Annotated in this window: 1 protein-coding gene; it reads right to left on the bottom strand. The window is 73.8% G+C overall.

Going from position 1 to position 7,862, the window contains the following annotated elements; translation table 11 throughout:
• Positions 1-7,850 (bottom strand): type I polyketide synthase (locus tag ABZW17_RS25110; RefSeq protein WP_354818768.1); only part of this gene is annotated, 7,850 nt, incomplete at its 3' end.
• Positions 7,851-7,862 lie beyond the last annotated feature (12 nt).

Raw genomic sequence — 7,862 nt, 5'->3', positions numbered from 1 at the left:
GTGTCCGTGCTCCAGTTGGGTCCGGGGCGGCCGGGGGGGGTCGGCCCCGCGGGCGTGGTGGGGGTGGGTTGTGTGTTCGGGCTGTAACCCGCCTTACCACTCACGACAGCCGAGGTGAGCGGGACCCATTCCGTTCGGAACAGGGCGTCCGGCACGTCGTCCACTGTGGACGACGTCGCCTGGAACGCGAGCGAGCCGATGCTCGCGACCGGGTTCCCGGCGGGGTCGGTGGCAGCGACCGACACCGCGTTCGGGCCCGCCGCGGCCAGCCGCACGCGCAGGGCGGTGGCCCCGGTGGCGAACACGGCGACGTCGGTGAAGGCGAACGGGAGGCGTGCCCGGCCGTCGTCGGGGAAGAACCCGCCGAGGCCCAGCGCGTGCAGGGCGGCGTCGAGCAGGGCCGGGTGGACGGCGAAGGCGTCCGTGGCGGGCAGGGCAACCTCGGCGAACACTTCTCCGTCGCCGCGCCAGGCCGCGCGCAGGCCGCGGAAGGCCGGTCCGTAGTGGTAACCGGCGTCCGCGAGGGCGGCGTAATGGGCGTCGACGTCGAGAGGTTCGGCGCCGGCGGGTGGCCACTCCGCCGGGGTCGCGGCGGGTTCGGGTGTGCCGGGCGCGAGGACGCCTTGGGCGTGCCGGGTCCAGCGCGCGCCGGGCCGGTCGGGGCGGGCGTTGACGGTGACGCCGCGGCGGCCGTCGTCGCCGGGTTCGTCGACGACGACCTGCAGCTGGACGCCGCCGGTGGCGGGCACGGCCAGTGGCGCGCCGAGGGTGAGCTCTTCGACGGTGCCGCAGCCGGTGTGGTCTCCGGCGTGGACGGCGAGCTCGGCGAACGCCGTGCCGGGCAGCAGGGCCGTGCCGAGGATGTCGTGGTCGGCGAGCCAGGGGTGGGTCTGGCGGGCCAGCCGTCCGGTGAGGACGAGCCGGCCGTCGTCGGCGAGGGTGGTGGCGGCGCCGAGCAGCGGGTGGTCGACGGCGCCGAGGCCGAGCCCGGCGGCGTCGCCGGTGCGGGTGGCCGGGCGGGGCCAGTACTGCTTGCGCTGGAAGGCGTAGGTGGGGAGGTCGACGGCGTGGGCATCGGGGAAGGCCGGGGTCCAGTCGACCCGGACTCCGTTGACGTGCGCTTCGGCGAGGGCGGTGTGGAAGCGGGTCAGGCCACCGTCGTCGCGGCGCAGGCTTCCCAGGGCGACGACGTCCTCGCCGAGCGCCATGGTCAGGACGGGGTGCGGTGACGCCTCGACGAAGGTGCCGAAGCCGTCGCTCTTCAGCCGCTCGATCGCGGTGTCGAGGCGGACTGTGCTGCGGAGGTTAGTGTACCAGTACTCGGCATCGACGCTCTCGTTCCACTCTCCCGTCACCGTCGAGATGAAGGCGATCTCGCTTCGGCGGGGCGTGATCGGGGCCAGGACGTCGAGCAGTTCGTCGCGCAGCTGCTCCACCTGCACCGAGTGCGAGGCGTAGTCCACCGGAACGCGCTTGGCGCGGATGCCGTCGGCTTCGCAGGACTTGACCAGCTCGTCGAGCGCGTCGGACTCGCCGGACACCACGACCGCCGACGGGCCGTTCACCGCCGCGATCGACAGTCCCCCGGTCAGCCGCCCTTCCACGGTGGCGAGGGACGCGGCCACCGAGACCATGCCACCACGCCCGGCCAGCGCCAGAATCGCCCTGCTGCGCAACGCGACCACGCGAGCACCGTCCTCAAGGGACAGTGCCCCCGAGACCACCGCGGCCGCGATCTCGCCCTGGGAGTGGCCGACCACCGCGTCCGGGACCACGCCGAACGACCGCCACAGCTCGGCCAGCGACACCATCACCGCGAACAACGCGGGCTGCACCACGTCGACCCGGCTCAACGCGTCCGCATCGGCCAGGACGTCGCGCAGCGACCAGTCCACAAAGGAGCCGAGAGCCGTCGCACACTCGTCGAGGCGCGCCGCGAACACCGGGGACGACTCGGCCAGTTCGAGGGCCATTCCCGGCCACTGCGCACCCTGCCCCGGGAACACCAGGGCGACCTTGCCGGGATCGCCGGCCACGCCGGTGACGACGTTCGCCGCCGGGGCGTCCTCGGCCAGGGCGGTCACCCCGGCGGAGAGGTCACCGACCACCACCGCGCGGTGCGGGAGGGAGGCACGCGTGGCGACCAGGGAAAAGCCGATGTCGGCGGCGGAACCACCGGTGTGCTCGAGCAGGGCCTGCGCCTGTCCGCGCAAAGCATCGGCTGACCGCGCCGAAAGCACCCACGGCACCGGTCCCGGTGCCGTGCTCGGCTCGATCGCCACCGCAGGAACGGCTTCCAGGACGGTGTGCGCGTTGGTGCCGCTCATGCCGAACGACGAAACCGCGGCCCGCAGCGGACGGTCGGCCGTCCACCCGCGCGACTCGGTCAGGAGCTCGACCGCACCCGCCGACCAGTCCACATGGGACGAGGGGGCATCGACGTGCAGGGTCCGCGGCAGCACACCGTGCCGCATCGCCATGACCATCTTGATCACACCCGCGACCCCCGCCGCCGCCTGGGTGTGACCGATGTTGGACTTCACCGAACCCAGCCACAGCGGCGTTTCCCGCTCTTGGCCGTAGGTCGCCAGCAGCGCCTGGGCCTCGATCGGGTCACCGAGCGTCGTTCCGGTGCCGTGCGCCTCGACCGCGTCGACGTCCGATGTGGACAACCCGGCGTCGGCCAGTGCGGCGCGGATGACCCGCTGCTGGGCCGGGCCGTTGGGCGCGGTCAAGCCGTTGGACGCGCCGTCCTGGTTGACCGCCGAGCCGCGGACCACGGCCAGCACGCGGTGACCGTGGCGCTCGGCGTCCGACAGCCGCTCCAGCAGCAGCAGGCCGGCGCCTTCGCCCCAGGCCGTGCCGTCCGCGGCCTCGGCGAACGCCTTGCAGCGGCCGTCGGGGGCGAGCCCGCGCTGGCGGCTGAACTCGACGAACGTCCCCGGCGTGGCCATCACCGTGACCCCGCCGGCCAGGGCCATCGAGCACTCGCCGAGCCGCAGCGACTGGACGGCCAGGTGCAACGCCACCAGCGACGACGAACACGCCGTGTCGACGGAGACAGCCGGGCCCTCCAGCCCGAACGTGTAGGCCAGCCGGCCCGAGGCGACGCTCGCCGCGTTGCCGGTGGCGAGGTGCCCCTCCAGGACGTCGGCCGAATTGAGGAGCAGGGTCGTGTAGTCGTGGCTGTTGGTGCCGGCGAACACGCCGGTCCGGCTGCCGCGCACGGTCGCCGGATCGAGGCCCGCGCGCTCGAAGGCCTCCCACGCGAGTTCCAGCAGGAGCCGCTGCTGCGGGTCCATCGCGAGCGCCTCGCGCGGCGAGATGCCGAAGAACCCGGCGTCGAACCCGCCCGCCGAGCCGAGGAACGCGCCCTCGGTCACGGTCACCGAGCCGAGGCGGGCCGGGTCGGCGTCGTACAGGTTCTCCAGGTCCCAGCCGCGGTCCGCCGGGAAGCCGGACACCGCGTCCGCACCTTCGGACACCAGGCGCCACAGGTCTTCCGGCGACGCCACGCCGCCCGCGTACCGGCAGCTCATCGCGACGATGGCGATGGGTTCGTCGGCGGCGGCCACCGTCGTGGCGACGTGTTCGACATCGTCCCCCAGAACCCCGGCGCGCAGGTGCCCGGCCAGCGCGACCGGCGTCGGCCAGTCGTAGACGAGCGTCGCGGGGAGGGCGAGCCCGGTTTCCGCGCGCAGGGCGTCCCGGAACTCGATCGCGGTCAGGGAGTCGAAGCCGATCTCCTGGAACGCGCGATCCGGGGCGACGGCGGCCGCGCTCGGGTGGCCGAGGACCGCGGCGGCCTGGTCGCGGACGAGCTGCAGCAGCACTTCGTCGGCGACGGCCGGGGTCAGGCCGCGCAGCCGGGCGACGAGCCCGCCGGGCTCGGTCACCGGCTCGTCGTGGGCGGCTTCGGGGATGGTGGCTTCGGGGATGGTGGCCAGCAGCGGGCTCGGCCGCCGAGAAGTGAAGGCCGCGGTGAACCGGGCCCAGTCGACGTCGGCGACCGTGACGTTGCCGCCCCCCGCGGCCCGCAGGAGGGCCGAGACGGCGTTGGCCGGGTCGAGCGCGCGGAGGCCGCGGCGCAGCAGGTAGTCCTCGGCGTCGTTGTCGGCGGCCATCCCGCCGTCCGCCCACGGGCCCCAGGCCACCGCGGTGGCGGCCAGGCCGCGGGCACGGCGGGCTTCGGCGAGCGCGTCGAGGTAGGCGTTGGCGGCGCCGTAGCAGCCCTGCTGTCCGCTGCCCCACACCCCGGCGATCGAGGAGAAGAGGACGAACGCGTCGAGGTCGGTGTCGGCGAGCAGTTCGTCGAGGTGCCGGGCGCCGGTCGCCTTGGCCGCCCACTGCGTGGCGAAGTCGTCCACTTCGGACAGTGGCGCGGACCGGACGACCCCGGCGGTGTGCACGACGGCGGTGAGCCCGGCGCTGACCCGGTCCAGGAGGTCGGCGACGAACTCCCGGTCCGCGACGTCGCCGGCGGCGAACGTCACGCGGGTGCCGAGTTCGGCCAGCTCGGCGCTCAGTTCGGTGGCGCCGGGCGCGCCGGCGCCGCGGCGGGAGACGAGCACGAGGTGGTCGGCGCCTTCGCGGGCGAGACGGCGGGCGACGTGCGTGCCCAGCGCGCCGGTGCCGCCGGTCACCAGCACGGTGCCGCGTGGGGTCCACGCCGGCCCGGCCGGTGGCGCGTGCTCGAGCCGGCGGCCGAAGGTTCCTTCCGGGCGCAGCGCGACCTGGTCTTCGGTTCCGCCGAGGAGGGCCTGGAACCGTTCCGGATCCACGGTGGACGACATGTCGACCAGGCCACCCCAGCGGCCGGGGTGTTCGAGCGCGGCGACGCGGCCGAGGCCCCAGACGGCGGCTTGATCCGGATCCGGTGCGGGGTCCGCCTCGGTGACCCGGACGGCGCCCGCGGTGACGCACCACAGGGGCGCGTCGATCCCGGCGTCACCGAGCGCCCGGAGCAGTTCGATGGTCCGTTCCGGACCGGCGCCGCTGAGCACGACGGCCGGTACGGCTCCGCGGAGGTCCTCGGCGGTGACCGGGCCGTCGAGCCGTACCACCCGGCCGTTCCACCCGGCCAGGGCGGCTTCCAGCTGCGGGGACGGGTCGACGACGAGGCAGTCACCCGCCGGTACGGGGGTGTCTTCGGCCGCCAGGGGCGTCCAGGTGACCCGGTACCGGCCGACGGTCTCGGCACGGCGTTGCCGCACGGCCGCCAGCGCGGGACGCAACGTGTCTTCGGGGAGGTCGAGTTCGGCGGCGAGAGCGGCCACGTCGAGCGTGCCTTCGCCGGGTGTCGGCCAGAAGCGTTCCCGCTGGAAGGGGTAGGTGGGGAGGTCGGCGCGCGGGCCGGCGGGCAGGTAGGCGGCCCAGTCGACGGCGCCGCCGCGGACCCACACCCCGGCGAGGGCGGTCAGGAGGGTCAGCTCCTCGGGCCGGTCGCGGCGCAGGGCCGGGACCGCGGCGCCGCCGACCATCGCACTGAGCACGCCGTCAGGACCGAGTTCGAGGAACGTGCGGACCCCTTCGTCCCCGAGGGTGGCGACACCGTCGGCGAACCGGACGGCTTCCCGGACGTGGCAGACCCAGTAATCCGCGGTGAACAGCTCCGCGAGAGCACCGCTCACATTCGAGATCACCGGTATTTCCGCCGGGTGGTACGTCAAGGTTTCCGCCACCGCACGGAACTCGTCCAGCATCGGATCCATCAGCGGCGAGTGGAACGCGTGACTCACCTTGAGACGCTTGGTCTTCGGGAACTGCGCCGCGATCGCCAGCACCGCAGCCTCGTCACCCGAGATCACCACCGACTCCGGGCCGTTCACCGCCGCGATCGAGACACCGTCGGTCAGCGTGATCGCCGACTCCGGCGCGGCGATCGACACCATCGCCCCGCCCGCGGGCAGCGCCTGCATCAACGAGGCCCGCGCCGAAACCAACCGGCAAGCGTCCTCAAGGGACAGCACACCGGCCACGTGCGCGGCCGAGATCTCGCCGATCGAATGCCCCGCCACGAAATCCGGGCGCACACCGAACGACTCGGCCAACCGGAACAGAGCGACCTCAAGAGCGAACAGCGCCGGTTGGGTGAACTCGGTCCGATCCAGGCGCTCGGCGTCGTCGAATGCCTCGCGCAACTCCGCGCCGAAGTGCGCGCACACCGCGTCGAAAGCTTCCGCGTAGACCGGGAAACGCTCGTACAGCTCCCGGCCCATCCCGGCCCGCTGGGCGCCCTGGCCGGTGAACAGCACCGCCAGGCGACCGTCCTCCTGCACCTCCCCGGTGACAACTTTGCCCTCGATGACGACCGCGCGGTGCTCGAACGCGGTCCGGGTGATCAGCGTCCGGGCGACGTCCGCGGGGTCGGCCGTCACCTCGGCGAGCCGGGAAATCTGCGCCTGCAACGCTTCCGGCGTCTTCGCCGACAGGGCCCACGGCGTCAGCGTCCCCGCCTCCGCGGGCACGGGCTCGGCAGGCGGAACGGATTCGAGAATGGTGTGCGCGTTGGTGCCGCTGACGCCGAACGACGACACCGCGGCCCGCAGCGGGCGATCGGCCGTCCACGCGCGCGACTCCGTCAGCAGCTCGACCGACCCGGCCGACCAGTCCACATGGGACGAGGGCGCGTCGACGTGCAACGTCCGCGGGAGCACGCCGTGCCGCATGGCCATGACCATCTTGATCACCCCGGCGACGCCCGCCGCCGCCTGGGTGTGGCCGATGTTGGACTTCACCGAACCCAGCCACAGCGGCGTTTCCCGGTCCTGCCCGTAGGTGGCCAGCAGCGCCTGGGCCTCGATCGGATCGCCGAGCGTCGTCCCGGTCCCGTGTGCTTCGACGACATCGATGTCCGAAGTGGACAGCCTGGCGCTGTCCAGGGCAGCCCGGATCACGCGCTGCTGGGCCGGGCCGTTCGGGGCGGTCAGGCCGTTGGAAGCGCCGTCCTGGTTGACCGCCGAACCGCGCACCACGGCCAGTACCTCGTGCCCGTGGCGCTGCGCGTCCGACAGCCGCTCAACCAGGAGCACGCCCACGCCTTCGCCCCAGCCGGTGCCGTCGGCCGCCTCGGCGAACGCCTTGACCCGGCCGTCCGGAGCGAGCCCGCGCTGGCGGCTGAACTCGACGAACGTCCCCGGCGTGGCCATCACGGTGACCCCGCCGGCCAGCGCGAGGTCGCATTCGCCCTGCCGCAGCGCCTGCGCGGCGAGGTGCAGGGCGACCAGCGACGACGAACACGCCGTGTCGACAGTCAGCGCCGAGCCCTCGAAGCCGAACAGGTACGCCAGCCGGCCGGAGACGACGCTCGCCGCGTTGCCGGTGCCGAGGTAGCCCTCGACGTCCTCGGCCGAGGACCGCAGCAGGGTGGCGTAGTCCTGGCCGTTGGAGCCGACGAACACGCCGGTCCGGCTGCCGCGCAGCGACGCCGGGTCGATCCCGGCGCGCTCGAACGCCTCCCACGACGTCTCTAGCAGCAGCCGCTGCTGCGGGTCCATCGCCAGCGCTTCGCGCGGCGAGATGCCGAAGAAGCCCGCGTCGAAGAGGTCCGCGTCGTGCAGGAAGGCGCCTTCGCGCGCGTAGGTCGTGCCTGCCCGGCCGGTGTCGTCGAACAGCGACGCGGTGTCCCAGCCGCGGTTGGCCGGGAAGGCCGAGACGGCGTCCCCGCCGCGGGCGAGGAGGTCCCACAGCCCCTCCGGCGAGCTCACGCCGCCGGGGAACCGGCAGGCCATCGCGACGATGGCGATCGGCTCGGTCGCGGCCTCGACGAGCTGCCGGTTCTGCCGCCGCAACCGCTCGGCCTCCTTGACGGAGGCGCGCAGCGCGTCGAGCACCTTCTCGGGCGTGGCCATGGTTCAGCTCCA

It is taken from the genome of Amycolatopsis sp. NPDC004625 (assembly GCF_040609695.1).
Lineage (GTDB): Bacteria > Actinomycetota > Actinomycetes > Mycobacteriales > Pseudonocardiaceae > Amycolatopsis.
Note: the sequence above shows the minus strand (reverse complement) of the source record. Positions and strands in the feature narration are given on the sequence as shown.